The 26,608-nt window shown below is 57.2% G+C and carries 25 protein-coding genes; 19 read left to right on the top strand and 6 right to left on the bottom strand.

Annotated features, from left to right (window positions below; genetic code table 11):
- The first annotated feature begins 10 nt into the window (after positions 1 to 10).
- The 8 genes from pcaG (at position 11) to HMPREF1487_RS04800 (ending at position 8,301) form a co-directional block, all read left to right on the top strand.
- Positions 11 to 613 carry a protocatechuate 3,4-dioxygenase subunit alpha gene (pcaG, locus tag HMPREF1487_RS04835; protein WP_010795479.1) on the top strand — a complete coding sequence of 201 codons (603 nt, stop codon included), beginning with the start codon at positions 11 to 13 and terminating at the stop codon, positions 611 to 613.
- Positions 613 to 1,671 carry a cell division protein ZapE gene (gene zapE / locus HMPREF1487_RS04830; RefSeq protein WP_010795478.1) on the top strand — a complete coding sequence of 353 codons (1,059 nt, stop codon included), beginning with the start codon at positions 613 to 615 and terminating at the stop codon, positions 1,669 to 1,671. The genes pcaG and zapE overlap by 1 nt, the downstream gene beginning before the upstream one ends.
- Before the next feature lie 320 nt (positions 1,672 to 1,991).
- Positions 1,992 to 3,629, top strand: a complete 1,638-nt coding sequence (locus HMPREF1487_RS04825) for a subtype B tannase (protein WP_010795477.1) — start codon at positions 1,992 to 1,994, stop codon at positions 3,627 to 3,629.
- 256 nt (positions 3,630 to 3,885) lie between these two features.
- Entirely contained in the window at positions 3,886 to 4,818 is a 933-nt protein-coding gene (locus HMPREF1487_RS04820; RefSeq protein ID WP_010795476.1) for a 4-hydroxyproline epimerase, read from the top strand.
- Positions 4,819 to 4,823: 5 nt separating this feature from the next.
- On the top strand, positions 4,824 to 5,960 hold the full coding sequence (locus HMPREF1487_RS04815) for an NAD(P)/FAD-dependent oxidoreductase (RefSeq protein WP_037030462.1): 1,137 nt from the start codon (positions 4,824 to 4,826) through the stop codon (positions 5,958 to 5,960).
- Positions 5,957 to 6,193, top strand: coding sequence for a 2Fe-2S iron-sulfur cluster-binding protein (locus HMPREF1487_RS04810; RefSeq protein WP_010795474.1), 237 nt, complete (start codon positions 5,957 to 5,959; stop codon positions 6,191 to 6,193). The genes HMPREF1487_RS04815 and HMPREF1487_RS04810 overlap by 4 nt, the downstream gene beginning before the upstream one ends.
- Positions 6,190 to 7,464 carry an NAD(P)/FAD-dependent oxidoreductase gene (locus HMPREF1487_RS04805; RefSeq protein ID WP_010795473.1) on the top strand — a complete coding sequence of 425 codons (1,275 nt, stop codon included), beginning with the start codon at positions 6,190 to 6,192 and terminating at the stop codon, positions 7,462 to 7,464. The genes HMPREF1487_RS04810 and HMPREF1487_RS04805 overlap by 4 nt, the downstream gene beginning before the upstream one ends.
- Before the next feature lie 75 nt (positions 7,465 to 7,539).
- On the top strand, positions 7,540 to 8,301 hold the full coding sequence (locus tag HMPREF1487_RS04800; RefSeq protein ID WP_208859634.1) for an AraC family transcriptional regulator: 762 nt from the start codon (positions 7,540 to 7,542) through the stop codon (positions 8,299 to 8,301).
- Here HMPREF1487_RS04800 and HMPREF1487_RS04795 read toward each other — a convergent pair.
- Positions 8,298 to 9,218 carry a dihydrodipicolinate synthase family protein gene (locus HMPREF1487_RS04795; RefSeq protein ID WP_010795471.1) on the bottom strand — a complete coding sequence of 307 codons (921 nt, stop codon included), beginning with the start codon at positions 9,216 to 9,218 and terminating at the stop codon, positions 8,298 to 8,300. The genes HMPREF1487_RS04800 and HMPREF1487_RS04795 overlap by 4 nt on opposite strands.
- Before the next feature lie 212 nt (positions 9,219 to 9,430).
- Between HMPREF1487_RS04795 and HMPREF1487_RS04790 the strand changes: the two genes are divergently transcribed.
- From HMPREF1487_RS04790 to pcaC, 7 genes are all read left to right on the top strand, one after another.
- Positions 9,431 to 10,276 carry an IclR family transcriptional regulator gene (locus HMPREF1487_RS04790; protein ID WP_010795470.1) on the top strand — a complete coding sequence of 282 codons (846 nt, stop codon included), beginning with the start codon at positions 9,431 to 9,433 and terminating at the stop codon, positions 10,274 to 10,276.
- 208 nt (positions 10,277 to 10,484) lie between these two features.
- Positions 10,485 to 11,825: a 4-hydroxybenzoate transporter PcaK gene (locus HMPREF1487_RS04785; protein ID WP_010795469.1), complete on the top strand. Its 1,341-nt coding sequence runs from the start codon at positions 10,485 to 10,487 to the stop codon at positions 11,823 to 11,825.
- A gap of 254 nt (positions 11,826 to 12,079) precedes the next feature.
- The gene (gene pcaF, locus HMPREF1487_RS04780) at positions 12,080 to 13,285 is read left to right on the top strand and encodes a 3-oxoadipyl-CoA thiolase (protein WP_073449465.1); all 1,206 of its coding nucleotides are present in this window, start codon (positions 12,080 to 12,082) and stop codon (positions 13,283 to 13,285) included.
- Between the two features lie 256 nt (positions 13,286 to 13,541).
- Entirely contained in the window at positions 13,542 to 14,831 is a 1,290-nt protein-coding gene (locus HMPREF1487_RS04775) for an MFS family transporter (RefSeq protein WP_010795467.1), read from the top strand.
- A gap of 15 nt (positions 14,832 to 14,846) precedes the next feature.
- Positions 14,847 to 16,217 carry a 3-carboxy-cis,cis-muconate cycloisomerase gene (locus HMPREF1487_RS04770; RefSeq protein ID WP_010795466.1) on the top strand — a complete coding sequence of 457 codons (1,371 nt, stop codon included), beginning with the start codon at positions 14,847 to 14,849 and terminating at the stop codon, positions 16,215 to 16,217.
- Between the two features lie 10 nt (positions 16,218 to 16,227).
- Positions 16,228 to 17,016: a 3-oxoadipate enol-lactonase gene (pcaD, locus tag HMPREF1487_RS04765; protein ID WP_010795465.1), complete on the top strand. Its 789-nt coding sequence runs from the start codon at positions 16,228 to 16,230 to the stop codon at positions 17,014 to 17,016.
- Between the two features lie 11 nt (positions 17,017 to 17,027).
- A complete protein-coding gene (pcaC, locus tag HMPREF1487_RS04760; protein ID WP_010795464.1) occupies positions 17,028 to 17,438 on the top strand; it encodes a 4-carboxymuconolactone decarboxylase in 411 nt (136 codons plus the stop codon).
- Between the two features lie 54 nt (positions 17,439 to 17,492).
- Here the strand turns inward: pcaC and HMPREF1487_RS04755 are convergent, their stop codons facing one another.
- Positions 17,493 to 18,776 carry an OprD family porin gene (locus HMPREF1487_RS04755; protein ID WP_010795463.1) on the bottom strand — a complete coding sequence of 428 codons (1,284 nt, stop codon included), beginning with the start codon at positions 18,774 to 18,776 and terminating at the stop codon, positions 17,493 to 17,495.
- 569 nt (positions 18,777 to 19,345) lie between these two features.
- Positions 19,346 to 20,197 (bottom strand): 3-mercaptopyruvate sulfurtransferase, encoded by an 852-nt coding sequence (gene sseA / locus HMPREF1487_RS04750; protein ID WP_010795462.1) that lies wholly within the window; start codon positions 20,195 to 20,197, stop codon positions 19,346 to 19,348.
- Positions 20,198 to 20,401: 204 nt separating this feature from the next.
- Here sseA and epsC point away from each other — a divergent pair, with 204 nt between their 5' ends.
- Positions 20,402 to 21,349 (top strand): serine O-acetyltransferase EpsC, encoded by a 948-nt coding sequence (epsC, locus tag HMPREF1487_RS04745; protein ID WP_010795461.1) that lies wholly within the window; start codon positions 20,402 to 20,404, stop codon positions 21,347 to 21,349.
- 291 nt (positions 21,350 to 21,640) lie between these two features.
- On the opposite strand, the gene HMPREF1487_RS27870 is transcribed toward epsC, so the two are convergent.
- On the bottom strand, positions 21,641 to 21,772 hold the full coding sequence (locus HMPREF1487_RS27870) for a hypothetical protein (protein WP_010795460.1): 132 nt from the start codon (positions 21,770 to 21,772) through the stop codon (positions 21,641 to 21,643).
- A gap of 294 nt (positions 21,773 to 22,066) precedes the next feature.
- On the opposite strand from HMPREF1487_RS27870, the gene HMPREF1487_RS04740 reads away from it, so the two are divergent.
- The 3 genes from HMPREF1487_RS04740 (at position 22,067) to HMPREF1487_RS04730 (ending at position 24,747) form a co-directional block, all read left to right on the top strand.
- Positions 22,067 to 23,209, top strand: a complete 1,143-nt coding sequence (locus tag HMPREF1487_RS04740; protein WP_010795459.1) for a hypothetical protein — start codon at positions 22,067 to 22,069, stop codon at positions 23,207 to 23,209.
- A 280-nt stretch (positions 23,210 to 23,489) separates the two neighbouring features.
- The gene (gene cbpA / locus HMPREF1487_RS04735; protein ID WP_010795458.1) at positions 23,490 to 24,440 is read left to right on the top strand and encodes a curved DNA-binding protein; all 951 of its coding nucleotides are present in this window, start codon (positions 23,490 to 23,492) and stop codon (positions 24,438 to 24,440) included.
- Between the two features lies 1 nt (position 24,441).
- Positions 24,442 to 24,747: a chaperone modulator CbpM gene (locus tag HMPREF1487_RS04730; protein ID WP_010795457.1), complete on the top strand. Its 306-nt coding sequence runs from the start codon at positions 24,442 to 24,444 to the stop codon at positions 24,745 to 24,747.
- 42 nt (positions 24,748 to 24,789) lie between these two features.
- On the opposite strand, the gene HMPREF1487_RS04725 is transcribed toward HMPREF1487_RS04730, so the two are convergent.
- The gene (locus HMPREF1487_RS04725) at positions 24,790 to 25,482 is read right to left on the bottom strand and encodes a TIGR04211 family SH3 domain-containing protein (protein WP_010795456.1); all 693 of its coding nucleotides are present in this window, start codon (positions 25,480 to 25,482) and stop codon (positions 24,790 to 24,792) included.
- A 487-nt stretch (positions 25,483 to 25,969) separates the two neighbouring features.
- Positions 25,970 to 26,560 (bottom strand): NUDIX domain-containing protein, encoded by a 591-nt coding sequence (locus tag HMPREF1487_RS04720; RefSeq protein ID WP_010795455.1) that lies wholly within the window; start codon positions 26,558 to 26,560, stop codon positions 25,970 to 25,972.
- Positions 26,561 to 26,608 lie beyond the last annotated feature (48 nt).

Below are 26,608 nucleotides of genomic sequence, written 5' to 3'. Positions count from 1 at the left end.
GGAGGCGATCATGACTACGACATTTCTGCCAGAGACGCCTTCACAAACCGCAGGCCCTTACGTTCACATCGGTCTTGCGCTGGCCGCAGCTGGTAATCCGACGCGTGACATGGAAATCTGGAATGATCTTGCCAAGCCGGATGCGCCAGGCCAGCACATCGTGCTGACGGGGCAAGTGTTTGACGGCAACGGCAATCTGGTGCGCGATTCCTTTCTGGAGGTCTGGCAAGCCAATCACGAAGGTGTCTACGATCCGGTTTATCATCCGGAAAAGGCATTCAACAGCTTTGGCCGTACGGCTACTACCTTTGATGCCGGTGAGTGGTCGATGCAAACGATAAAGCCGGGTAAGGTGATGGACAGCCAGGGCAGGCCCATGGCGCCGCATATCAATCTGGCGCTGTTTGCCCGTGGCATCAATATCCATCTGCAGACCCGTATCTACTTTGAGGACGAAGCGGAAGCCAATGCGATTTGTCCAGTGCTCAACCTTGTCGAGCCACCTCGCAGGCCGACTCTGATCGCCAAGCGCTTTGAAGAAAATGGCAAAGTGATTTACCGTTTCGACATGCATCTGCAAGGTCCACAGGAAACTGTCTTTTTCGATTTCTGATGGCTACATCTGAACCGCTCAACGCGGGCGAGTTAATTCGACAACATTTCGCTGCCGAACTGGCCGCCCGTCACTATCAGGCCGATGCCGCCCAAGAGGCGGCATTGGTGCATCTGGCTGACTGGCTTGATCGCTTTCTGGCCGATCGTAAATCCTGGTTTAAAAAGCCGTCTGCGGGCGTCTATATCTGGGGCGACGTAGGGCGAGGCAAGAGCTTTGTCATGGACGCCTTCTATACGGCCGTCCCCATTACGGAAAAGCGTCGCGTGCATTTTCATTCCTTTCTGCAGGAGTTGCAGCGGCGGATGCGTGACTATGCCGGCCAAGCCGATCCTCTGGCACAGGTAGCCCGGGAAATCGCTCGGGAAGTACGTCTGCTGTGCTTTGATGAATTTCATGTGCATGACATTGGCGATGCCATGCTGTTGGGTCGTATGCTCAAGGTGCTGGTAGATGAGGGTGTCGGGCTGGTGATGACATCCAATTATAAGCCGGAGGGCCTGTGTCCAAACCCGTTGTATCGAGAGCGCTTCAAGCCGATCATTGCATTGATCGAAAAGCGCTTCGATGTGCTTGCCATCAACGGTAAGGTCGATTATCGGCAGCGCAGCGACGAGCAGACCCTATGGGGGTATTACCTCTGGCCAGAGTCGGCGGGCGGTGTGAAGCGTTTGCAAACACTGCTGGACCTGTCTGCTGCCGCTACGACGGACGCTACCCTGGACGTCAATCATCATCCCCTTTCGGTGCGCGCGTATGAAGGGGAGCGGATCTGGCTGGATTTTGCCGACCTCTGTGAGCAGCCTCATTCGACCTTGGATTACCTCTGGATTGTCGAGCATTTTTCGCACGTTGGCATCAGCGGGCTTGATTGCCTGGCGCGTCAGTCTGATGCCGTTCGACAGCGATTTCTAAACCTGGTGGATATCGCTTACGACCGGGGCGTGACTTTGATCCTGTCCAGCGAAGTGCCTATGGATGAGCTGGCCGGGGATGCCACTGTGGATTTTGCCCGGACGCTGAGCCGGTTGAGGCAGCTTGGAGTAGAGCGGCTTTGAATCAGGACTCAACAGAAGGATAGGCCAATAGGTTTCATGTTATGAAGAGGTGAGGCAGCACCAAGCCCTTTACCCTTGGAGCAGTGTTTTACTGCAGATGCCGATAAGGAAAAGGCATATCTCAACAATCCGAATGTACTCCTGTCTCGCAATTCCCATGCTTGGATTACAGCGTATGGGATGGCTTCTACTGTAGCCGGGGTCATGGCGCACTATGCCTGCAAAGCCTTTGACATAGTTGCCCCACGATTCAACTGTATAGCTACAGCCAGTAAGACCTCATTGTGGAAAACAATAATAAACCTCGTTAGGAGAGCACTATGCGGAGTACCTTTTTGAAGCGTCGCGCTGGCACATTGGCCTTGTGCGGCATGCTTGGTGTAATGGCGGCTATGTCTGCCCATGCAAGTAGTCATCAGGCTTCGCTTCGCTTCAATCCTGCCAGTGGCGGAACAGTGGGGCAGGTCACTGTGTATGGGCAGACCGTCACCTACACTGCCTATACGGTGAGCTATGTTGCCAAGCCCAATGATCCTGCCAAACAGGTCATGAGCATTTATATCCCTGCGAATGCTACGCAAGGCTCCCCCATCTTCATGCCGCTTAATACAGGCGGCTACATGGAGCTCGATCTCCTGACACCCGCGGATGTCACCACTGATAATGTCAACTCTTCAGGTAGTGGTTCAGGCTCAGCTATTGCCGCCGCCTTGGCCCTGTCCAAAGGAATTGTCGTAGTGTCTCCGGCTGGCCGGGGCCGTAATACCACCATGCTTGTCAATGGCGTGACCACAGAGGTCGGTAATGGCCCGGCTGCACTTGTGGATCTGAAGGCAGCGGTGCGATACCTGAAATACAACGATTCGGTCATGCTGGGTAATGCCAACAAGATCGTAGTAAGCGGCACCAGTGGCGGTGGGGCAATGACCTCTCTGCTGGGCATTACTGGAGGCAGTGCTGTTTTCAAGCCGTACCTGGATGAAATCGGTGCTGCACCCAGCAGTGATACCGTGTATGCCGCTTCGCCGTTCTGCCCGATCACAGACTTGGATAATGCCAATGCGGCCTATGAGTACTTTTTTTATGGCTCTGGCATTACTACGGCTAATCCTGGCCGTACGGCACCAATCACGCTCAGTAACAATGATCAGCGCCTTTCTGCGGTCATGGCGCAGATGTATCCAACTTATCTCAACCGGTTAGGACTGAAGCATCCTGATACGGGTGTACCGCTCAAGCTGAACAGCTACAGCCCTGATGCGGTAGCGGGCGGTTCCTATCGAAACTACGTGTACAGTCTTTTCAGTGCATCTGCGACGCGTTTTATTATTGACTCCGGTTATGTGAGCGCAGATGGCAGCCTGAATGAGGCTGGTCAGACCTATATGGCAACTGCCGAGACGGTAAACGGTGTCAAATCGGGCCTGACACCCGATAGCGTCATTACGTGGAATGCAAATACCCGCACGGCAACCCTGAATAGTTGGAAAAACCTTCTCGTCTACATGAACCGTATGAAGCCGGTCGGTGCGTTCGATAACGGGTTCTACAACGTGACGGGTGAGATGGATCTGTTCAATACCGATCCTGCCGCGTTGAAGAATGATATTACCGTTGCCGACGGTTGGAATCATTTTGACCCGAACCTTAAGGACGCGATTGCGAAGGCCGCCATGATGAACCCGATGTATTACGTACTGAGGTACAACGGGCATGGTGGTATTGATGTGAATCCTTATGCTGCCACTGTGTACGGAACAAGCTCGGTGGCCAAGCACTGGCGTATTCGGGTGGGCTCTTATGATCGCGATTCTTCACCCTTCGTCTCGGCCAACCTGGCAATCGCCCTGCAGAATCGAGGGTTGAACGTAGATTACAAAATCGCCTGGAACCAACCTCACTCTGGCAACTATGACAATACCGATATGATTGACTGGATTGCTGGCCTTTCCAATTAGATCCGCATTCTGAAGCGCTCAGCCTACATAAGTATGTTTGACGTTTACCTTGCAAAGGCCTAGCTCTCTTGTTTGCAGTAACTGCTCCGTCTTTATGGCGGAGCAGTTCATTAATACGGTTAGACAAGACAGACGTGCCGCTCCTGTATATCACTCAGTTAATTGTGCTGATTTCGTCCTCCCGCCGAGCGAAAAACACCAAGCCGATTTTGCGTTGACACGCCACGCTGTAAGCCTCTTTTGCGGAGGTGGCGCCATGAGACGTATCCAGGTTATCGACTCCCATACGGGCGGTGAGCCGACTCGTTTGGTCATCGAGGGATTTCCCGATATGGGGAAAGGCTCCATGGCGGAGCGGTTGAAACTGTTGCGGCATGAATACGATGACTGGCGGGCTACTTGCGTGCTTGAACCCCGTGGGAGCGATGTATTGGTGGGTGCGCTCCTGTGCGAGCCGGTAGATCCTGAGGCCTGCGCCGGCGTTATTTTTTTCAACAACTCCGGCTATCTGGGGATGTGTGGGCACGGCACGATTGGGCTGGTGCGATCGCTTTATCATCTCGGTCGGATCGATGTAGGGCGGCACCGGATCGAGACCCCTGTAGGGACAGTAGAGGCAACGCTGCATGAGGACCTTTCCGTCAGCGTGCGGAATGTACCTGCGTACCGCTATTGCAAGGATGTTCCGTTGGAGGTGCCCGGCCTGGGCATGGTGAGGGGTGACATTGCCTGGGGTGGCAACTGGTTTTATCTGATTGCCGATCATAGCCTGCAGGTGAACAGCGACAATCTCGACGCGCTGACCGAGTACAGCTGGGCAGTACGGCAGGCGCTTGAGGCGCAAGGCGTACGCGGCGAAAACGGCGGTGTGATCGATCACATCGAGCTGTTTGGAGGCGATGAATGCGCGGACAGCCGCAATTTTGTGCTCTGCCCAGGCAAAGCCTATGACCGCTCGCCCTGCGGGACAGGAACCAGCGCCAAGCTTGCCTGCCTTGCTGCGGATGGGCATCTGCAGCCGGGTGAGCTCTGGCGGCAGGCCAGCGTGATCGGCAGCCTTTTCGAAGCCAGTTATGCGTGGGAAGGGGAGCGGATCATTCCCACTATTCGAGGCACTGCCCATATCAGCGCCGAGGCCACGTTATTGATTGATGAGGCTGATCCCTTCGCCTGGGGAATTCGGCTGTGAGCCTTCTGGCGCGCACCGCTGCAGCAGATGTTGTTATCGTGGGGGCCGGTATCATAGGGGCTATGTGTGCCTATGAATTGGCTGCCCGAGGCTTGTGTGTTCGGGTCATTGACAATCGAAGCGGTGGTGCTACCGGCGCGGGGATGGGCCACTTGGTTGCCATGGATGACAATCCTGCCGAGCTTGCGCTCAGTCATTATTCCATCGGGCTCTGGAATGCGTTGCGTGAGCGCTTGCCTGAAGCATGCGCCTATCGTAACTGCGGGACACTGTGGCTGGCGGCGAACGATGATGAGTGCGCGTTAGCAGAGGCAAAGCAAGCCAGGCTGGCTGAGCATGGCGTTCAGTCGAATTGGGTCAGTGCCTCTTCGCTACGGCAATTAGAGCCGATGCTGCGCTCTGATCTGGCAGGTGCGCTGAAGGTAATTGACGACGGGATCCTCTACGCTCCGGCAGCAGTCCGTTGGCTGCTGGCCCAGCACGGCAGTCGAATCACCGTTCAGGAGGAGGAGGTCATCCGGGTCGAGGGTAATCGGTTATGCCTGAGCGATGGTCTCTGGATGACGGCACCCGCTATTCTGCTTGCCAATGGCCTGGATGCTTGCCGGTTACTCCCGGAGGTGCCGTTAAGGCCGAAGAAAGGCCATTTACTGATTACAGATCGGTACCCCGCCTGTGTCACCCATCAACTGGTGGAGCTTGGGTATGCTGCCAGCGCTCACGCCAGTGATGGAACCTCCGTCGCGTTCAATGTGCAGCCAAGGCCTACAGGACAGTTGCTGATCGGCTCATCCCGACAATTCGATACCCTGGATAAGCGCGTCGAGTTCGATGTGCTTGGTCGTATGCTCACGCGTGCGCAGCATTACCTACCCGGTTTGGGCGAGTTGAATGCTATTCGCAGCTGGACAGGCTTTCGTGTTGCAACACCGGATGGTTTGCCTTTGCTCGGACAATATCCCGATCAACCGGGCCTATGGCTGGCACTGGGCCATGAAGGGCTGGGCGTTACCACCGCACCGGCCAGTGCACGGATGATCGCTGCTCAGTTACTGGGTGAAGCGATTCCTCTGGATTCCACTCCGTTCCGGCCTGAGCGCTTTGCAAATGCGGCTTCCACCACCCGGGAGGCAACGGCATGATCACGGTGTATCTCGACCGGCAACCTATAGTCGTTACGGGCGGACTGACGGTTGCCGCCTTGCTGGCATTGAGCGAATCACCGGTAGCACGGCTGTCCTGCACAGGTCAGCCACGTGCATCGTTTTGTGGAATGGGTATTTGCCAGGAATGTCGGGTAATGATTAACGGTCGCCGACAGCTGGCCTGCCAGACCTTGTGTCATGAGGGTATGCAGGTGGAGCGTACGGTATGACGGGGCTGAACAGGCTGTCTTGTGATATCGCTATCGTAGGCGCTGGGCCGGCAGGTCTGGCAGCAGCCAGGGCTGCATCCACCAGCCAGCGCTCCATTGTGGTCATCGATGATAACCCCCGGCTAGGCGGGCAGATATGGCGCGACGGGCCAGGGGTGGTACTACCTGCATCGGCGCAGAGTTATCGAAAGGTTTTATCTCAGCCTAATGTTCGGTACTTGGCAGGAACGCGCATCGTAGCTGCGTTGGCACCAGGGGCCTTGTTACTGGAGGATGCACAGTCAGGTTGCCGGCTGGACTATGGGCAATTGATCCTGTGCTGTGGCGCACGGGAACTGCTGCTACCGTTTCCGGGCTGGACATTACCCGGCGTGACGGGCGCCGGAGCGTTGCAGGCCTTGATCAAAGGGGGCGCACCTGTGGCAGGTGAGCGGCTGGTGGTAGCGGGAAGCGGTCCGTTATTGCTGGCTTCTGCCGGAACGGCCAGAGCAGCCGGCGCTGTGCTTACAGGCGTCTATGAACAGGCGGCCCGTCAGCAAGTTATATCGTTCGGTACCGGGTTGCTGCGCTGGCCTGACAAGCTCACCCAGGCATTCAGATTGCTCTCGACTCACTACCGCTGGGCGAGTTATGTCGTTGAGGCCCTAGGAGATAATCGTCTGGAGGCTGTGCGTATTCGCCAGGGTGGCCGTGATAAGGTCGTACCCTGTACGCGTCTGGCCTGTGGGTTTGGTCTGGTGCCCAACACCGAACTGGCGAGTCATCTGGGGTGTCAGCTTGAGGGTGATGCTGTAGCGGTCGATCGCTATCAGCAGACGAGTCAGACAGGTCTCTATGCGGCCGGTGAATGTACAGGCGTTGGTGGTAGTGAGTTGGCGTTGATCGAGGGCGAAATCGCCGGATTGGCTGCTATTGGCAAGGTTGAACAGGCAAAGACTCTGTTCCCACGTCGCGAGCATTGGCAGCGGTTTGCCCGACATGTGCAAGCGCATTTCAGATTGCGACCTGAGGTCAGACAACTGGCCCGTGCGGATACGCTGATTTGCCGCTGCGAGGATGTTGCCCTCTCTGCTCTGGTGGGAGAGCAAGGATGGGATGCGGCAAAGCTTCAGAGCCGGTGCGGTATGGGAGCCTGCCAGGGACGTGTCTGTGGCACGGCGGCTCGCGAATTGTTTGGCTGGGCCTTGCCGGAGCCCCGTATTCCGTTGGTCCCTGCACGGGTCGAGACGCTTATGGCTATACCCAGAGCGCATTCGCGCCACCACTCATAAGAGGTGCTCATGCTTCAGATGATGTCTCCTATAGCCGAACGCGACAGGCAGGCTCCAGGTTTTGCCCCTGAGCAGATGACAGCCTGGTGTGAGGGGCTTGCCGCAGAGCGCCCTGAAGACTTAGAAACCTTGCTTAACAGCGTTGCGCTGATTGCTCCGCTTCTCAATGCGATTCCCAATGTGGTCTTCTTTATTAAGGATCTAGACGCACGTTACCTCTTGGCCAACCTGACGTTGGCGAGACGGTGTGGGTTCAAGACGGTTGCGCCTCTCTTGGGCAAGACGTCCGCTGAGGTCTTTCCGGCGAATCTAGGACCGCTCTATACCGAGCAGGACCACGAGGTGCTTCGCGGAGCGATCATCGAGGACAAGCTTGAGCTGCATTTTTACAACGGTCGTGAGCCAGGGTGGTGTCTGACCTACAAGCTGCCCTTGAAAGGGCATTCAGGGCAGGTGTTGGGTATGGCTGGCATTTCCTATGACTTGCAAGCCGCGCAGGATAACCACCCGGCGTATCAACGGCTTGCGGCGGTCGATAAACACATTCGTGCTCATTACACCCGTCCGATCGCACTGGCAGAGCTGACAGCCATCGCAGAGCTTTCCGTGGCTCAGTTGGAGCGCTATTGCAAGCGGATCTTTCATCTCACGCCCCGCCAGATGATCCATAAGGTGCGTCTGGAAAAAGCCTCTCAATTGCTAGGGACGACGATGCCGATCACCGATATTGCCTTGCAGTGCGGCTATACCGATCACAGCGCCTTCAGCCGCCAGTTCAAGACGCTGACGGGACTCACGCCCCGGCAGTTTCGGCAGGCTGCCAGCGACGCAGTTTAAAGTCCGACGTCAGGCAGTGCAGGACGTCGGGTCAGCGCGTTGTCTACAATCGCTTTCACTTCATCACGGGCAGCCCCTTCGAGGCTCAGGCGAGGAGGGCGGGTGACGGCTGAACCACGGCCTAGTATCTCTTCGCAGAGCTTGATGCACTGGACCAGGTCAGGGCGGGCGTCCAGGTGTAGCAGGGGCATGAACCATTGATAGAGCGACAGGGCTTCGTCGAAACGCTTTTGCATGGCGAGGCGGAACAGGGTTTCGCCTTCCCTGGGAAACGCATTGGACATGCCGGATACCCAACCGACGGCCCCTACAGCAATGCTTTCAAGCACTACATCATCCAGGCCGGCAAAGAGTACGAAGCGATCACCTACAGCGTTGCGCAGGTCAATAAAGCGGCGAGTGTCACCTGAGGAGTCTTTGAAGCAGACGATATTCTCGCAGTCCTTGAGCGAGGCCAAGATGTCCGGCGTAACGTCGTTCTTGTACACCGGCGGATTGTTGTAGACCATGACCGGAAGATCGGTCGAAGTCGCAACGCTGCGAAAGTGCATAGCGGTTTCGTGGGGCTTGGCAGAGTAGACTAGCGCGGGCATAACCATCACACCGTCCACGCCAGCAAAGCGCGCCTCGTTAACCATCTTCTGTGCGAAGGCGGTAGTAAATTCGGCTACGCCGGCGATCACGGGTACGCGTCCGGCCGCCGCCGCCTTGGCGGTCTCGATGACCGATAACTTTTCCGTCATGGTGAGCGAGGTGTTTTCTCCAACGGTGCCGCACACTACAAGCCCGGACACACCATCCGCCACGAGCTTGCTGACAACGCGGTGAGTGGCGTCCAGGTCCAGAGAAAAGTCAGGCTTGAACTGAGTGCTGACAGCCGGAAAGACGCCGCGCCAGTTGATCGCTTGATGTCCCATGGTCGTTATCCCTTTAGCGATAGACAGATGCCTACAGGGTGAACCGCCACCGTTCTTATGGCTTGAGATTTTTCCCCGGGTGCGAGGACGAAATCGGCACAGTGACGATCTGTAAGTGGCCTATAAACGAACAAGACTGCGTTTGTCGTATTGCGATTATCGACCAGATGCTTCGATAATCGGCCAAATCAGACAGCGGCCGGGCAGAGATCATGGATAACTCGAATTCGCGTGACCCTCACAGCTTTGGCGCACCGCCTATCATTGCATCGCCGGCCAAGCGGATCGAGGCCTTTACGGGCGATCCAAACTTCATGACGTCCCTTGCACGTGGCCTGGCTGTGATCCATGCCTTTCAGGAGCGCAAGCGGCATCTGACCATTGCACAGATCAGCCACCGAACCGAGATCCCCCGCGCGGCGGTTCGCCGTTGCCTGCATACGTTGATGAAGTTGGGCTACGTGACCACCGATGGACGGACCTATTCACTATTACCCAAGGTGCTGACGCTGGGCCATGCCTATCTGTCATCCACGCCCATGGCGCTCACCGCCCAACCCATTCTGGATCGCCTGAGCGAGCAGCTGCATGAGGCCTGCTCCGTCGCCACGCTTGAGGGGGATGAGGTGTTGTACATCGCCCGGTCCGCCACACCGCTGCGGCTGATTTCGGTCGATCTGAGCGTTGGCAGCCGGCTTCCGGCCTACTGCACCTCCATGGGCCGTATTCTGCTGGCGGCTCTGGATGATGCTGCCCTTCAGGATTACTTCGAGCGTGCTGACCTGCAGATCAAGACCAGTCGCACACTGCATACGCCAGAAAAGCTGTTGCCCTGTCTCGAGCAGATCCGGCAGCAGGGCTGGTGCGTCGTTGACCAGGAACTGGAGGTCGGGCTCCGTTCATTGGCCGTACCGGTACTGGATGCCTCCGGTCAGGTCATGGCTGCCATGAACGTGGGCACCCATGCCAGCCGCATCACCCGGCAGGAGCTGGAGCGTCGTTTCCTGCCCCTTTTACTCAAGGCCAGCCAGGAACTCAGCTCCAAGCTCTTTCACTGAAACTGTTCGTTAATCGAACCTTTAGCCGTTAATCGAATTGTGCAGTGCGTGCCTGCTCCGTAGGGTAGAGGCACGTTGCCAGCCGGCACGCCTGATAAAAACAACAGAGTCCGCCTATGTTCTGCATGATTTCTCCCGTGAACGGGATGGTGCATGCGCATCGCTCCGATGCGCTTTCTTTCTATTCGTGGATGATGGAGGCCTTGTCATGACGGGAGCCTCAACGAACACGACACTTGATGTTCAGACATTTATCAATGCCCAGCCGCTGAGCCGCTATCAGTGGCGAATCGTGGTGTTGTGCTTTTTGATCGTTTTCCTGGATGGCCTGGACACTGCTGCCATGGGGTTTATCGCACCGGCGTTGACCCAGGACTGGGGTATCGATCGAGCAAGCCTTGGACCGGTCATGAGCGCTGCCCTGGTTGGGATGGTGTTTGGTGCGTTGGGCTCGGGACCGTTGGCGGACCGGTTCGGCCGTAAGGTCGTGCTGGTTGCCGCCGTTTCCATCTTTGGACTTTTCAGCGTGATCTCGGCCTACAGCGGTACGGTGGATCAACTGGTCATTCTGCGATTTCTGACCGGCCTTGGACTAGGCGCCGCCATGCCGAATGCCACGACACTGCTGTCTGAATACACCCCGGAGCGGCTCAAGTCGTTACTGGTAACCAGCATGTTCTGCGGCTTCAATTTGGGCATGGCGTGTGGCGGGTTCATCTCTGCCAAGCTGATTCCGGCGTTCGGTTGGCATAGCCTGCTGTTGCTCGGGGGCTTGCTACCGATGGCTCTGGCAGTGGTGCTGCTGCTGTGGTTGCCGGAATCGGCCCGCTATCTGGTGGTGCATAACCGGGGCGTGGCACGGATTCGCAAGGCCTTGCTGCCCATCGGCCCAAGTATCGTGCAGCAGGCCAGGGAGTTCAGCGTACCAGAGCAGCGCACAGTCAAGGCGCGCAATGTCTTTGCCGTTATTTTCTCCAAGGCGTGTGGGCTGGGCACGGTGCTGCTCTGGCTGACTTACTTCATGGGACTTGTCATCGTATACCTGCTGACAAGCTGGTTGCCTACCCTGATGCGCGACAGCGGGGCAAGTATGGAGCAGGCTGCATTCATCGGAGCCCTGTTTCAGTTTGGTGGCGTGCTTAGCGCGGTAGCCGTGGGCTGGGCGATGGACCGGATCAATCCGCACTGGGTCATTGGCACGTTTTACCTGTTGGCTGGTGTCTTTGCGTATTGTGTCGGGCAGAGCCTGGGTCACGTGACGTTGCTGGCTACGCTGGTATTGGTTGCAGGGATGTGCATCAACGGTGCGCAGTCCGCCATGCCTTCATTAGCGGCACGCTTCTACCCGACCCAGGGTCGTGCCACAGGGGTGTCCTGGATGCTGGGTATCGGACGCTTCGGTGCCATTCTTGGGGCCTGGATGGGGGCCACTCTACTGGGGCTGGGATGGAATTTCGAGCAGGTGCTGACTGCGCTGGTGGTGCCTGCTGCGCTGGCTACGGCGGCTGTAGTGATCAAGGGTATCGTCAGTCATTCAGATGCGTCATAAGGCCTTTTCGAATCACGCAACCGCATACGGGAACAGATAAACGTGTTCGATAATCGACCGTAGATTCGATTATCGGATTGTCTGCTTACAGCCTTGCGGCTTACTGTTCCGTTCACCATCACTCGCCTGGTCTTCCGTCCGGGCGAGTATGACCCAGGTAGCTGGCACCCTCGATTTCAGGTGCTGCCATGACCGTCACACCGCCTCCTTACCCATGGGCCATCGGCCCGACCAGGAGCGGTATCAGGAGACTCATGATGCGTGATGTATTCATCTGCGATGCCGTTCGTACACCTATTGGACGCTTTGGCGGTGCGCTGTCCAGCGTCCGTGCCGATGATCTGGCGGCTATTCCGCTCAAGGCGCTGATGGAGCGCAACCCTGGAGTGCAGTGGGCGGAAGTCGATGAGGTATTCATGGGCTGCGCCAACCAGGCGGGCGAGGACAACCGTAACGTGGCACGTATGGCGCTTCTATTAGCAGGCCTTCCGGAAACCGTACCGGGCGTTACCCTGAACCGCCTTTGCGCGTCGGGGATGGACGCTGTAGGGACGGCTTACCGCGCCATTGCCACAGGTGAGATGGAGCTGGCCATTGCCGGCGGTGTGGAATCCATGTCCCGTGCTCCGTTCGTGATGGGCAAGGCGGACACTGCGTTTTCCCGCGGACAGAAGATCGAAGACACCACCATCGGCTGGCGCTTCGTGAACCCATTGATGAAACAGAAGTACGGTACCGATTCCATGCCGGAAACGGCAGACAATGTCGCGCAGGATCACAATGTTTCCCGCGCCGATCAGGATGCCTTTGCGTTGCGCAGCCAACAGCGCACGGCGGCTTCCCAGGAGAGCGGCTTCTTTGCCGAAGAAATCGTGCCGGTACGAATCGTCCACAAGAAAGGCGAGACGATCGTCGACAAGGACGAGCATCCGCGCCCTGATACCACGCTGGAGATGCTGGCCAAGCTCAAGCCCGTCAATGGGCCCGACAAGACCGTCACGGCGGGTAATGCCTCGGGTGTAAATGACGGCGCTGCGGCCATGATCATCGCCTCGGCCGAGGCCGTGCAGAAGTATGGCCTCAAGCCTCGCGCCCGCATTCTCGGCATGGCAAGTGGCGGCGTTGCGCCACGTGTCATGGGAATCGGCCCAGTGCCGGCGGTGCAAAAGCTGCTGACCCGTCTGGGGAAAACCATTGAAGACTTCGATGTGGTTGAGCTGAACGAGGCCTTTGCCAGCCAGGCCCTGGCGGTAGTGCGAGGCTTGGGATTACCGGACGACAGTGAAAAAGTAAATCCGCAGGGCGGCGCCATTGCACTGGGTCATCCGCTGGGAATGAGCGGTGCACGCCTGGTCATGACTACCGTGCATTGGCTGGAAAAGACCAACAAGCAGCTGGGGCTCGCGACCATGTGTGTTGGGGTTGGACAAGGTCTGGCGCTGGCAGTCGAGCGCGTTTGAGGTCAATGTCTTGGGCACCTCGTACAACGGGTCGCTGATGAGGAATAAGGGTGATCTGCGCCAGCGCGAAGGATTTGCGGCTTTGCAAAGGAGAGAATTGTAAAAGGACATGTCTCACCAAGGCCTGCGAATCCGTCACGCGTAGGCGGCACACCCTGCGACAGGGCAAAGGCTGCCCTCTGTAGGGTCATTCACCGGCACGTCAGGATCGATTGCGTGCCGGATTATTCCTATTTCAATGACAAGAGCGGATCGAATGACTACCAGTTCCTATACGTTGGAAGAGCGTCGTAAAAGAATCTTTGCCATTGTCGGCGCCTCGTCCGGTAACCTCGTCGAGTGGTTCGACTTTTACGTTTACTCCTTTTGCTCCATCTATTTTGCTCACGCGTTTTTCCCCTCAGACGACCCCACCGTTCAACTGCTTAACACTGCCGGTGTATTTGCCGCAGGCTTTCTGATGCGGCCCATCGGTGGCTGGATCTTCGGTGGGGTGGCCGACCGTTATGGGCGGCGTACGTCAATGATGATCTCCGTGCTCATGATGTGCGCCGGCTCACTGGTGATTGCTTGCCTGCCCACCTACGACAGCATTGGCTTCTGGGCGCCGCTTCTTCTGCTCATGGCGCGACTTTTCCAAGGCTTGTCGGTCGGCGGTGAATACGGCACTACTGCAACCTATATGAGTGAGGTGGCGCTGAAGGGTAAGCGCGGATTTTATGCCTCGTTCCAGTACGTGACGCTGATTGGTGGACAGTTGCTGGCGGTGCTGGTGGTGGTCATCCTTCAACAGGTCCTGTCCGAAGAGGAGCTGCGTGCCTGGGGCTGGCGTATTCCTTTTGTGGTGGGTGCGGTTGCTGCCGTGATTTCGCTGTTGCTGCGTCGCTCGCTTGAGGAAACCACGACGGCAGAAAGCCGTGCTGCCAAAGAGGCAGGTTCGCTGTCGGCTCTGTTCAAACATCACAAGGCGGCGTTTTTCACTGTGCTGGGATATACCGCCGGTGGCTCGCTGATTTTCTATACCTTTACAACTTACATGCAGAAGTATCTGGTCAACACCGTAGGCATGCATGCCAAGACGGCCAGCGGCATCATGACCGGTGCGCTGTTCCTGTACATGCTGATGCAGCCGCTGTTCGGTGCCTTGTCTGACCGTATTGGCCGCCGCGCTTCCATGTTGTGGTTCGGTGCGCTCGGCGCACTGTGTACCTATCCCATCCTGCTGACCCTGAAAACCACGACCAGCCCGGTCATTGCCTTTGGCTTGATCATCCTCGCGCTGGCTATTGTAAGTTTCTACACCTCGATCAGTGGCCTGGTAAAAGCCGAGATGTTTCCGCCACAGGTGCGTGCGCTAGGGGTAGGGCTCTCCTATGCCGTAGCCAATGCCTTGTTTGGCGGTTCGGCCGAGTTCGTTGCGCTGAACTTCAAAGCCATGGGGCATGAGAATCTCTTCTACATCTATGTGTCCTGCATGCTGGTAGTGGCCTTCCTGGTAAGCCTGCGCCTGCCGCGCAGAGCCAGCTATCTGCATGACGATCACTAACAAGGATAAATGCGTATGAGTCAGCGTCCGACCCATCAACTCTTCGATGCCTACTTTACTCAGGCCGCGATGCGTGATGTCTTCAGTGATAGCGGGCGCCTGCAGGGCATGCTGGATTTCGAAGCCGCCCTGGCGCGAGCCGAAGCCGCGGTCGGCCTGATTCCCAAGGATGCCGTCGCACCGATCGAGGCGGCTTGCCGCGCCGAGGCCTATGACCTTGCCGAATTGCAGCAGGCCATCGTGAGCAGCGGCAACTCGGCCATTCCGCTGGTCAAGGCACTGGGACGTGAAATCAAGCGTACAAGCCCCGAGGCCGAGCGCTATGTGCACATGGGCGCCACCAGTCAGGACGTCATGGATACTGGGCTTGTGCTGCAGGTCCGCGCAGCCCTCGCGCTGCTGGAAGACGGTCTGGCTGCCTTGGCTGATGCCCTGGCCAAACAGGCTCAGCGCTATGTAGACACGCCCTTGGCCGGACGGACATGGCTGCAGCATGCAACGCCCGTCACGCTGGGTATGAAGATTGCCGGCTGGCTAGGCGCCATTAACCGTCATCGCCAACGGCTGGCTGAGCTTAAGCCGCGTGTTCTGGTGCTGCAGTTTGGTGGTGCGTCGGGCACACTGGCGGCGCTCGGTGACAAGGCCATGCCGGTCGCCGAGGCGTTGGCTAAAGAACTTGACCTGACACTGCCTGATCAACCCTGGCATACCCAGCGGGACCGCTTGGTAGAGGCCGCCAGTGTGTGCGGCATGATTGTCGGAAGCCTGGGCAAGCTGGGGCGTGACCTTTCCCTGTTGATGCAGACAGAAGCGGCGGAGGTTTTCGAGCCGGCCGGGCAGGGGCGGGGTGGTTCCTCGACCATGCCCCACAAGCGCAATCCGGTCAGCGCCGCGGTCTTGATCAGTGCCGCGACCCGCATCCCCAACCTTGTCGCCACCATGTTCGCGGCCATGCCCCAGGAACACGAGCGCAGTCTGGGTCTCTGGCATGCCGAATGGGACACCCTGCCTGATATCTTCTGCCTCACTTCGGGTGCGCTGGAACAGGCGTTGCTGGTAGCCGAAGGGCTGGAAGTTGATGCCGAACGCATGCGCACGAACCTGGAGCTGACCCACGGACTGGTACTGGCCGAGGCTGTCAGCATTACCCTTAGCCAACGTGTCGGCCGTGAGCAGGCGCATCAGCTGGTCGAGCAGTGCTGCCGCCGTGCGGTCGAGCAGAAATGCCACCTGCGTGAGGCGCTCGGGCAGAACGAGACCGTGACCGCCGAGCTGTCTGCCGATGAGCTGGATCATCTGCTCGATCCTGCGCACTACTTGGGACAGGCCCGCACCTGGGTAGAACGCGCCTGTGCCGAACACCATTCACTGACGTCTGCTCGCTAGGAGGATTCCTGTGCCAACTGTGCAACTCGCCGAGGGCGAACTGAATTACCGTTTCGATGGCCGCGAAGACGCGCCGGTTCTGGTACTGTCCAACTCGCTGGGCACTGATCTGCATATGTGGGATGACCAGATTCCCGCCTTTACCGAGCATTTTCGCGTACTGCGCTATGACACACGCGGCCACGGCGGCTCCACCGTCACGCCCGGTCCGTACACCATTGAGCAATTGGGCCATGACGTCCTGGCGCTGCTGGATGCGCTCAAGGTTCAGAAAGCCTTTTTCTGTGGACTGTCCATGGGTGGACTGACCGGGCAGTGGCTGGCAGTAAACGCCAGTGACCGTATCCAGCGTGTCGTTATCTGTAATACCGCCGCCAAGATCGGAACGGCAGACGGTTGGAATGACCGTATCGATACGGTTTTGAAGGGCGGCCAGGCGGCCATGGTCAATCTGCGTGATGCCTCTGTTGGGCGCTGGTTTACGCCTGAGTTCTCCCAGGCAGAGCCAGCCAAAGTCAAGCGCATTACCGACATGCTCGCAGCTACCTCGCCAGAAGGGTATGCCGCCAATTGTGCTGCCGTGCGTGACGGTGACTTTCGTGAGCATCTCAAGACCGTTACCGTTCCGGTGCTTATCGTGGCGGGTACGCACGATGCCGTCACCACACCGGCCGACGGTCACTACATGCAGGCTCAAATTCCGAATGCCGAGTATGCGGAGTTCGATGCTGCGCATCTTTCCAATGTACAGGCCGGCGAAGCATTTAGCCGCCGTGTTCTGGCTTTCCTGACGGCTTAGGAGATCTCGAGATGGACGAACGCGAACGTTATGAAAAGGGCATGGAGGTCCGTCGCGCGGTATTGGGCGATGCCCATGTGAATCGCAGCCTGGAAAAGCTCACGCCATTCAACGAGGAGTTTCAGGAGATGATCACCCGGCATGCCTGGGGTGATATCTGGACCCGTCCGGGCCTGCCGCGGCATACCCGTAGCCTGATTACCATTTCCATGCTGATTGGGATGAACCGGAGCGAAGAACTCAAGCTGCATCTGCGCGCCGCTGCCAACAACGGTGTAACGCGCGATGAGATCAAGGAAGTGATCATGCAGAGCGCCATTTATTGCGGTATCCCAGCGGCCAACGCGACCTTCCATTTGGCCGAGTCGGTATGGGATGAGCTGGGCGTGGAGTCGCGCCAAACTCAATATGAAGGGCAGTAGGCAAGGCGTTAAAAAAAGCCCGTCGAAAGACGGGCTTTTGTATTGACCTGGCGCTTACAGAATCGAGATAGGGTAGCTGAAGATCAGGCGGTTCTCGTCGACATCGTTGTTGCTGCCATAGTCGCGACGGACCATAGAGTTTCTCCAACGCATGTTCAGGTCCTTGAGCGGGCCGCTCTGGAAGGTATAGGCCACATCGAAGTTACGTTCCCATTCCGAGCCGTCATCATTGGCAGCGTTGACGTAGATGTTGTCACCATGGCCGTAACGCGCCATGAAGGCCAGACCCGGAATACCCATAGCAGCAAAGTTGTAGTCGTAACGCAGCTGCCACGAGCGTTCCTTGGCATTGTCAAAGCTCTGGGTAAACATGTCGTTTACGATACTGCCGCCGCTGGAACCGTTAACGCTCAGCCAACCGTTATCACCGCTGACGCGCTGATAACCTACGGTAAACTTGTGGCCACCAATACCGGCGGACAACTGTCCAGTGAAGAGTTTGTTGTCCAGGTTGCCAGCGCGCGCTTGGCCTTCCTCTTCACCGGTGAAGTAACCCAGGTTCGCGCCCAGGCTCCAGTCTCCGAACTTCTGGGTATGGGTCAGGTTGAAGAAGTTCTGCTTGTAGACATCTTCGAACTGCGCGTGCCATACGCCAACCATGGTGCGCTTCTCGTTGAAGGTGTATTCACCCCCTACATAATTGAAGCGATCCGAAGAGGCTGCACGAATCTGACGGGCACCGCCGGTCGTGATGGACAGATCCTCCATGTTGGAGGAGTTACGCAGGCTCACCTGGCGAATCTGCGCAGCATAGAACGTGAAGCCGTCCAGTTCCTTGGAGGTTAGTGTCGCACCGCGGAATGTCTGAGGAAGCAGACGACCATCGTTAAAGCGAAGCACCGGTACGTTAGGCATCAATTCGCCTAACAACAGATCAGTCTTGGAAATGCGAGCCTTGAAGGTAGCGCCCAAACGACCGAAATCATCGGCGGCACGCCCGTCATCATGTACCGGCAGCAACTGTGTACCAGCACGACCCCGACCGCTGTCCAGCTTGATTCCGTAGAGCCCGGTCAGGTCCAGACCAAAACCTATGACGCCCGGCGTGTAGCCCGAGGTTGCCGTCATAATGAAACCTTGGCCCCATTCTTCGACTTTGCTCTGCTGAATATTGCTGCTATTACGAAAATCCCGATTGAAATAATAGTTGCGGGTCATCACGTTGACTTTGGCGTCTTCCAGAAAACCTTCGGCATGAGCAGCCATCGGTAACGCCAAGGCCAGCGCAAGCGGTGTGAGTCCGATAAACGCAGGAACAGAGAGATAGCGAAGGGTCATTATTGTTGTACTCCCATGAGTAATGGTGCCGCACCTGAGCGCAATCTCTTACGGATTGATTTATCAGAGGCGGAGAGGCCCTGATCCTCAGGGCATTTCATGTCCGGCCTGAATAGGCAGCCGAACCTAAGCGGACGCGCAAACGCCTCCGCGAAATCTGGAAGAGGGGGGGATATCGGGTGGGGAAGATAAGGCCGTGCAGGGTGCGATCTTCAACATTCAGGTTATTCCATTATTAAATTTATTGTGGAATTCACCCTTGTGCCTTAAGGCCAGGGTTGTACGATGACGTGCCGCGATAATGCTATCGATTCGCTACCTAAAGCAATAGCCATTTGTTCGTTTATCGCACTTGAAAGACCGTATGAGACAAACGGCTTAACTGTATGCCTGATAACACTTTTAAGTAGCACATAAGCGGCCGAGTCCTGAAACAGCGTGGCTCAGGGAAGAAGATCTGTCTTGGTCAAGACCCTAGAAAAGGCGTCTATTAGACCAAAGAATAATCTTTGCAGCCTACGCCGCGGTGGTGGGGCGGTACCGTCAGATGAGCGATACCGCAGGAATGCTCAAGCCTGTCCTGTCGCTTTGGGGGTATCTGGGCGCGAGCCCCATTCTGTCCAGGAGCCGTCGTACAGGGCCCCTTCCGGTAGGCCTGCCACTGCCAGTCCCAGGAGAAGAACGGCTGCTGTCACGCCGCTGCCGCAACTGGTAACCACTGATCGTGAGCCATCCGCACCCGCATGTGCAAAGCGCGCGCGGAGCGTATCGACATCCTTGAACGTGCCGTCAGCATTGAGAAGGTCGGTATAAGGCAGGCTGGCGCTACCTGGAATATGCCCGGAGGCCAGGCCTGCACGCGGCTCGGGCACCGACCCCTCGAAGCGATTGGCCGCGCGCGCATCCAGTACCTGTTCGAGGCGGCTGTCGAGGTTGGCCTGGATATCGCCCAGGCCCCGTAGCATTCTGGCATGGAATGTGGCTTCGAACGTCTGGGCCGGTACGACAGGTGCCGGGCCTTGTTCTACAGGTCGATGTTCGCTCTGCCACTTGGGAAGGCCTCCATCGAGCACTGCGACCTGATCATGGCCGAAGAGGCGAAACATCCACCAGGCACGCGCTGCTGAAAACAACCCTTTCTGGTCATAAACCACAACGCGGGACTGGTTGTTGACCCCCAGCTCACCTACCAGCCGGGCGAAACGACCCTGAGAGGGCACCATGTGCGGCAGTGTTGTGTCCTGATCTGAAATCTCTTCGATATCGAAGAAGCGAGCATTAGGTAAGTGAGCAGCCTCATACTCGGTGCGTGCATGTTTCGACTCGTTAGGCAGGTAGACACTGGCATCGAATATCACCAGGTCTTTGTTGCCCAATGCGTTGGCAAGCCACTCGGTACTGACCAGGGGGCCAAACGTCATAAGAGTTCTCCTGTATGAATGTTCCACTTATGGTTGCCTTGACGCCAGGCGGTGCGGCGTTGGCAGGTCTGTCCCCATCCTATCCGATCGGGCAGGCGATGCGGTAAGGTACGAACAGGCGTTGGGGCGCGCTCGATCAGCCGCAACGTTTTATTGTCGAACCCAGGACCGGCTCGCGCCGGTTCTTTTTCCAGGAACGTGGTAATGAGCGATTCAAATGCGGTGCGGGGTAAAGCCCCGGGGATCAACTGGCAACTGGAACGAATCGTAGATGAGCTGCATGACGCTCGTAACGAATGGCGTAGCCAGCATGGCCGAACGCGAGAACTGAGCAGCCGTGAACTGCCGTCGCGAGCGGTAATGAGCGAGATCCTCGAGTCGCTCTGTAGCGCCTTGTTTCCGCTCCGTCTGGGACCAAATGACCTACGTGCGGAAAGCGAAGACTTTTTCGTAGGGCATGTGCTGGACCGTGCACTCAATGCTCTGTTAGGGCAGGTACGGCTGGAGCTATGTTATACCGCTCGGCAGCGGGGAACCTCTGAGTGCTCGGTCGAAGATCCGGCGCAGCGCATTGTGCAGGACTTTGCCTTGGCATTGCCTGATCTGCGGCGTCTTTTGGATACCGATGTGCTGGCAGCCTACCGGGGCGATCCGGCCGCGCGCAGTGTGGATGAAGTGCTGCTGTGCTATCCCGGTATCCTGGCTGTTATCTACCATCGTCTGGCGCATCAGCTCTATCGTTCGGACCTGCCGCTACTGGCGCGCATGATTGCAGAGCTGGCTCATTCAGCCACGGGTATCGATATCCATCCAGGGGCGCAGATCGGCCCCAGCTTCTTTATCGATCATGGTACCGGCGTGGTTATCGGCGAGACAGCTATCATTGGCGAGCGGGTCCGGATCTATCAGGCTGTGACTTTAGGCGCCAAGCGCTTCCCGGCCGATGAGTCCGGCAATCTGCAAAAAGGGCATCCACGCCATCCGATCGTCGAGGACGATGTGGTGATCTACGCCGGCGCGACGATTCTAGGACGCATCACTATCGGAAAAGGCTCCACCATTGGCGGTAATGTCTGGCTGACGCGCAGTGTTCCGGCGTTCAGCAACGTGACCCAGGCCAACTTGCAAGGATGCTCCAACAGCGATCAGTAAAGGTGCCGCTCGGCAGGCTAACGCTTCAATACGCAACATGCCCTGACTGCCACAGGCATGAGGGGCACGATTGCTATCCAGGAATGATTGCGCCGGATGTCGAAGGCAGCAGCCAGGCTTTCAACGCTGCTGCGTTCGGTGATCCTGATCCGCCCCCTGATGGCCAACCCGTTAGCGCATCCGTGATGGACTGGCGTTGGGAAACATCAGGCACAAAAAAAGGGTTGAAGCTATAGGTATATAGTCTTCAACCCCAAGACCGAGTAGAAGAAATCCGATCGACTGATCAGATCATGGTGAAATCGGGTCGCTGGCAGGAAAAGTTTCCTCTACGGCCTGGTCTAGCTGGTCGTCATCGACGTCACGATTATCGAGGTCTTCGTTTTCAGCGTTCTGGTTTTCGGGGTGCTTGATGTCGCTCATGTTCGTCTCCCGTTCGGGCCTTGTGCAGGCGTTATAAGTTAGGCCGCAGGAGATACTGAAGGTTCTGACCACCCATCTATGAGGCCTTTGGTCTCACTTGGAAAGTGTTAAAGAGCGAGCATTTTCAATCTTTCGATTGATACCCGTCGCTGCGCTAAACGGCGAATATAGCCTCCCGATTCACAATGCCTGATCGCTAGGGTGCCCTTGCAGGTTCTTGCGCAATGGTAATGCGGTAAAGGTCTTCCAGACCTTGCTGTACCTCTGGTGGAATAAACATTCATGGAGAGAGCTATGTTTATCTTCAAACCGCTCGCCGCTGCCGTTCTCGCAGTGTTAGCCACCCAAGCCTTCGCTGAAAATAATACGGCCCGACAGGACCAGCACGGTGTGCTCAATACGGCTACGATCGAGCAGTCCGGCTCCGGTAATGCCGCCAAGCAGTCGCATAGCGGTTACGCCAATGAGGCTCGTCTGGCTCAGGCCAATAGCCAGGCCGGTACTGCACAGCAGGCACAGGCGGGCAATTATAACGTCGCGACTGCCGAGCAGGCTGACTCGACCAATGCCTACTCCAACCAATACCAGTATGGCTGGAACAATCAGGCGTCAGTCTCTCAGCAAGCTTCCGAATCGGCTTCAGTCAACCAGACCCAGACAGGCACTGCCAACGAAGCTGAAACCGAGCAACTAAACACGACCCAGGCAACCTCCCGGATTACGCAAAACGGCAATACTCATTGGGCCCATACGCTGCAGGAAGGGGCCGTGGCCAGTGAAGTATCCGTTAATCAACAGGGCGACAATCACACCGCTCTACTGTGGCAGCGGGACGGCTCCAATAACGTTGCGACGGTCATTCAGACAGGGAACGATACCTCCGCCAATATCTACCAGCTGGACAGCCAGGGTTCCGTGGCCACGCTTGAGGTCAGTGGTGTGAATACCTCGGCCTATGTCACCCAGCGCGGTACGCAGCAGCAAGCCGCTGTCCGTATCGACGGTCAGAATGGCGGCGCCCTGGTCACTCAGGAAGGCAGCAATAACGACGCAGACACTACCCAGAGTGGTGTCTCGAACAGTATCGATGCTTTCCAGGCAGGTGACTGGCAGGCCGCTCAGCTCAGCCAGGTGGGTGACTACAACATTGCGACCGCCAACCAGACCGGGACCGGTAACGAGTTCTATGCCGACCAGACCGGCAACAGTAACGTCCTGTACGGCACGCAAGAGGGTAGCGACAACATCCTGAGCGCTTCGACCGAAGGCTCGCTCAATGAAATCACCATCGGGCAGCAGGGCGATCGTAACGTGGCGTATCTCAGCCAGCTGAGCGGGTCGGATAACCACATCACGCTACAGCAGACCGGTGCTGATCTACGGGTCAATCTGAGCCAATCCGGCACAGGCAACCGCGTCAATCTGATTCAGCAGTAAAACTGATCCTCTTTCGCGCACCGCCTTCGCACAGGCGGTGCGCGCCTGAAGCCGCTTGGCAAACGGCTGCCTTCCGTGTCTTTTTCGCAACCGGCACTGGATTCCTGGCGTACTGTCCACATCTTTATCGAAGGGTGTTTGTGTCGTGCACTGACCTGTATCAGCGCCATACCGGGCTGATAGGGCTATGGTTATAGACAGGCACGATCACCGGGCAGCGACAGGCCTGTCATAGCTGTCTGCTTTTGACTGTTGTCGATTGACGAGACGGTGAGGTTCGATGGAATTCAAAGATTATTATGCGCTACTGGGCGTCGACCCGGGCGCAGACGAAAAAGCGATCAAGACCGCATACCGCAAGCTGGCGCGCAAATATCATCCAGATGTCAGCAAAGAGCCGGATGCGGAAAACAAATTCAAGGAAGTCTCCGAGGCCTATGAGGTTCTAAGAGATCCGGAAAAACGAGCCGAATACGATCAACTACGCCAGTACGGCCGGGCCGGGCAGCAGTTCGAGCCGCCGCCAGGCTGGGAGTTCAACGGCAATTTTGGCGGAGGAGGAGACGGGCAGTACGAGCGGCATTTTTCCGATTTCTTCGAATCTGTTTTTGGTGCCCGACCCGGTAGTGGGCGCGGCCAGGAGCGTAGTGCCGGACGAAGAGGGCAGGATGTGGAAATGGAACTGCCGTTGTTTCTCGAAGACACGCTGTCGGACGAGCCGCGGACCATCAACTATCGGGTGCCTAGCTATAGTACGAACGGTCTGCGTCACGAGAGCGTACCCAAGAGCCTGAACGTACGCATTCCGGCTGGCGTGACCGATGGCGAGCGAATCCGGTTGAAAGGGCGGGGCGCCCCAGGGCTCAATGGCGGACCCGACGGCGATCTTTATCTGGTTGTCCGGCTGGTTCCTCATCCACTCTTCGATGTCGACGGGCATGACCTGCTTCTGACCGTTCCGCTTGCGCCCTGGGAAGCTGCACTAGGCGCCAAGGTAACTGTCCCCACCTTGAGCGGAAAACTGCAATTGACCGTTCCGGCCAACAGCCAGGCGGGGCAGCGCTTACGTCTCAAGGGTAAGGGGTTGCGAACCCGGAAGGGCGGCGCAGGGGACCTGTACGCCGTGATCAAGATTGTCATGCCCAAGACTCATGATGAGGCTACTCGGAAACTATGGGAGCAATTGGCGAACAAGGCCAGCTTCAACCCCAGAAGTGAGTGGAGGGACTGAGATGACCACCGTAATCGTGGAATTTGACATCGAAGAGATCAGCCAGCTGGTCGATACGCCAGTGACTCACATCGTCGAGCTTGTCGAGCATGGCATCGTCGAGCCACGCGGGCCGCGGCCAGAGGTATGGGTATTCGACCTGTCAGCGTTGCATACGGTACGCCGTGCCGTACGGCTGCAACGAGAGCTTGAGCTGGACTGGGCGGGCATCGCACTGGCGCTCGACCTGCTGACCCAGGTAGAAACCCTGCGTATGGAAAACCGCATGCTCAGGCAGCGGCTTGCCCGCTTTGTGCTTGATGAATAAGAGGAGGGCTCCAGGCACACATGTTGTGCCGGAGCCTGCCCTTTAGAACCAGCGATCGTTGCGCTTTCTGCGACCCGCAAATGACGGCAGGATCAGACCTGCCAACAGGCCGGCTCCGGCAATGCTGCCTCCGTAAACGAGATAACGCATCATGACATCCTTGTTCTCATCGCCCAGGCGCGCCTTGACGCTGCGAAGTTCGGACTGTGCGTCGGTCAGCTCGGCATCCAGCTGGCGCCGGGTCTGCTCAAGTTCATCTATGCGTGCTTTGCGGGCGTCCATGGTTTCCTGCATGCCCTGAACGCGGGATTTCCAGCTGTCATCGATCGTCTTGAGCTTGCTGCTCAGCTCGTTTACCTGCTGTTCCAGTTGCGGTACACGCTCTACCGGGCCTGGTTGTTCCTGTAGTTCGCTGGAGCGAATCCATACCAGATCACCGCTTTCGCCTCGGATCTGGCTGTAATCACCTTGGGTGTTGACCAGTTCGACTTTCTGGCCAGACTTGAGTGATCCAACGATACGATAGCCATCGGTCGGGCCGCTGCGAACATACGTGGACAGCGTATCGCTGACCCAACGGTCAGCCGCCTTGTTTTCCTGGGCCTGTACCTGACCCAGACTTGCTGTAAGGGCTGCTCCGAGCAAACAGGCGCTCCAGGTAGAGCCTTTGGAAAAAATGCGTGTGCCCTTGGCTAACGGGGTACGAGAAAAAAGGGCTGCGAGAAAAGTGGGCATAGGCATTAAATGGTCATGTAATAAAAGTATGAGAGCCTGGACAAAAGGCCATCTTTTGGAAAGGGCCGTACCGTAACAAGCCTGGCCTACGATCAGCAATCACCTCATGCAGAGTTTGTGCATGGAGCACGCCGCGCAGGGGCCGTCAAACAGGGTATATGCCAAATTCTGGCTAGAACCTGAACGATCCACACCTTTTCAGGCCAGTAAGCCGGAATATTATTTCCTGATGCGTCTATCCGGTGCTTGCATATCACGGGCTTGCCAGCATATTGGCTGGCCACTGATTCAACTGATAAGAGGTGTGCGACCTCCTGCAAACGCAGAGGTTTCTGCCCTTGCAGGAGAGGGGTCTAAAAGTGTGAAACGGCTTGAAAATCTGGTTAAAGCACGTCCTGGCCATGTTCAACGAAGAGCATGGTCGTAGGCCGCAAGGTCTGCAGCAGGATATTCGCTTCGAGAGGCGGATTAGCCATGTGTACGATGTCTAGCGCTTAGGGAACAAGTAAAGCGCTGCATAGTGCACCAGCATGATGGTCTTGGCGTCCAGAATGCGTCCGGCGCGAATCATGTCCAGCAACTCATCGAAGCCAAACTCCATTACTTCGATGTCCTCACCTTCATCAGCCAGCCCACCCCCTTCGCTTCTATGTGTATCGCTATCGTATTCTGCCGCGAAGAAGTAGAGTTTTTCCGTGACCGAGCCCGGGCTCATGTAGGCTTCGAACAGCTTGGTGACATGATGGAGGTGGTATCCCGTTTCCTCTTCGATTTCAGCGCGGATGCGCTCTTCAGGCGCGGCGTTGTCGAGCAGGCCGGCTGGCGTTTCGATCAACATGCCATCAGGAATGCCATTGAGATAGGTCGGCAGGCGGAACTGTCGGATCAGCACAATGGTACGGCGCTCCAGGTTGTACAACAGTACCGTCGCGCCGTTGCCGCGGTCGTAGGTCTCACGGGTGTGCTGCTGTCGTGATCCATCACGCCGCTGGTAATCCAGGGTGTACTTGGTCAGCACGCCCCAGTCATTGGCAAGAATCTGTGAGTCGAGGATACGGATGGGCGAGGAGTCGGTCATGAAGAGTTCTCGAAAGAGGGTATTCAGGCGGGCTGATGCCGGGCTCAG

The organism is Pseudomonas sp. HPB0071 (genome assembly GCF_000478505.2).
Taxonomy (GTDB): domain Bacteria; phylum Pseudomonadota; class Gammaproteobacteria; order Pseudomonadales; family Pseudomonadaceae; genus Chryseomonas; species Chryseomonas luteola.
Note: the sequence above shows the minus strand (reverse complement) of the source record. Positions and strands in the feature narration are given on the sequence as shown.

Bases quoted from the DNA above. Each gene is read 5' to 3' on its own strand.
- epsC (WP_010795461.1), top strand. From the start codon at position 20,402: ATGAGCGATTCAAATGCGGTGCGGGGTAAAGCCCCGGGGATCAACTGG.
- HMPREF1487_RS04805 (WP_010795473.1), top strand. From the start codon at position 6,190: ATGACGGGGCTGAACAGGCTGTCTTGTGATATCGCTATCGTAGGCGCT.
- pcaF (WP_073449465.1), top strand. From the start codon at position 12,080: ATGATGCGTGATGTATTCATCTGCGATGCCGTTCGTACACCTATTGGA.
- HMPREF1487_RS04775 (WP_010795467.1), top strand. From the start codon at position 13,542: ATGACTACCAGTTCCTATACGTTGGAAGAGCGTCGTAAAAGAATCTTT.
- pcaG (WP_010795479.1), top strand. From the start codon at position 11: ATGACTACGACATTTCTGCCAGAGACGCCTTCACAAACCGCAGGCCCT.
- HMPREF1487_RS04795 (WP_010795471.1), bottom strand. From the start codon at position 9,218: ATGGGACATCAAGCGATCAACTGGCGCGGCGTCTTTCCGGCTGTCAGC.
- HMPREF1487_RS04785 (WP_010795469.1), top strand. From the start codon at position 10,485: ATGACGGGAGCCTCAACGAACACGACACTTGATGTTCAGACATTTATC.
- HMPREF1487_RS04725 (WP_010795456.1), bottom strand. From the start codon at position 25,482: ATGCCCACTTTTCTCGCAGCCCTTTTTTCTCGTACCCCGTTAGCCAAG.
- HMPREF1487_RS27870 (WP_010795460.1), bottom strand. From the start codon at position 21,772: ATGAGCGACATCAAGCACCCCGAAAACCAGAACGCTGAAAACGAAGAC.
- HMPREF1487_RS04730 (WP_010795457.1), top strand. From the start codon at position 24,442: ATGACCACCGTAATCGTGGAATTTGACATCGAAGAGATCAGCCAGCTG.
- HMPREF1487_RS04755 (WP_010795463.1), bottom strand. From the start codon at position 18,776: ATGACCCTTCGCTATCTCTCTGTTCCTGCGTTTATCGGACTCACACCG.
- HMPREF1487_RS04820 (WP_010795476.1), top strand. From the start codon at position 3,886: ATGAGACGTATCCAGGTTATCGACTCCCATACGGGCGGTGAGCCGACT.
- HMPREF1487_RS04720 (WP_010795455.1), bottom strand. From the start codon at position 26,560: ATGACCGACTCCTCGCCCATCCGTATCCTCGACTCACAGATTCTTGCC.
- pcaC (WP_010795464.1), top strand. From the start codon at position 17,028: ATGGACGAACGCGAACGTTATGAAAAGGGCATGGAGGTCCGTCGCGCG.
- zapE (WP_010795478.1), top strand. From the start codon at position 613: ATGGCTACATCTGAACCGCTCAACGCGGGCGAGTTAATTCGACAACAT.
- HMPREF1487_RS04770 (WP_010795466.1), top strand. From the start codon at position 14,847: ATGAGTCAGCGTCCGACCCATCAACTCTTCGATGCCTACTTTACTCAG.
- HMPREF1487_RS04810 (WP_010795474.1), top strand. From the start codon at position 5,957: ATGATCACGGTGTATCTCGACCGGCAACCTATAGTCGTTACGGGCGGA.
- HMPREF1487_RS04800 (WP_208859634.1), top strand. From the start codon at position 7,540: ATGACAGCCTGGTGTGAGGGGCTTGCCGCAGAGCGCCCTGAAGACTTA.
- HMPREF1487_RS04790 (WP_010795470.1), top strand. From the start codon at position 9,431: ATGGATAACTCGAATTCGCGTGACCCTCACAGCTTTGGCGCACCGCCT.
- cbpA (WP_010795458.1), top strand. From the start codon at position 23,490: ATGGAATTCAAAGATTATTATGCGCTACTGGGCGTCGACCCGGGCGCA.
- HMPREF1487_RS04740 (WP_010795459.1), top strand. From the start codon at position 22,067: ATGTTTATCTTCAAACCGCTCGCCGCTGCCGTTCTCGCAGTGTTAGCC.
- HMPREF1487_RS04825 (WP_010795477.1), top strand. From the start codon at position 1,992: ATGCGGAGTACCTTTTTGAAGCGTCGCGCTGGCACATTGGCCTTGTGC.
- sseA (WP_010795462.1), bottom strand. From the start codon at position 20,197: ATGACGTTTGGCCCCCTGGTCAGTACCGAGTGGCTTGCCAACGCATTG.